Below are 310 nucleotides of genomic sequence, written 5' to 3' on the forward strand. Positions count from 1 at the left end.
ACCTTGCTGCTCAGCCCAGTCTTTGAGCGCATTACTGATGTATTCAGGGCCGTTATCGCATCTTATCTGCACAGGTTTGCCTCGGTACTCAATAAGCTGATTAAGACTGCGTATGACCCTTTGCGCCGGTAGCGAGAAGTCGACTTCAACGGTGAGTGCCTCACGGTTGTAATCATCAATGACATTGAACAGTCTAAAGCCGCGGCCATCAGTTAAGCTGTCGTGCATAAAGTCCATGCTCCAGCTTTGGTTAATCCTATCAGGTACTGCTAATGGTATTGGTTTAGCACGTTTAATGCGACGCTTAGGT

General features: G+C 47.7%; 1 protein-coding gene. It reads right to left on the reverse strand.

Going from position 1 to position 310, the window contains the following annotated elements; genetic code table 11:
• A partial coding sequence (locus tag ACT3RN_RS16300; protein ID WP_444518901.1) for a DDE-type integrase/transposase/recombinase occupies window positions 1–310 on the reverse strand: 310 nt, incomplete at both ends.

Source organism: Psychrobacter sp. AOP5-GZ1-6 (assembly GCF_052376345.1).
Lineage (GTDB): Bacteria > Pseudomonadota > Gammaproteobacteria > Pseudomonadales > Moraxellaceae > Psychrobacter.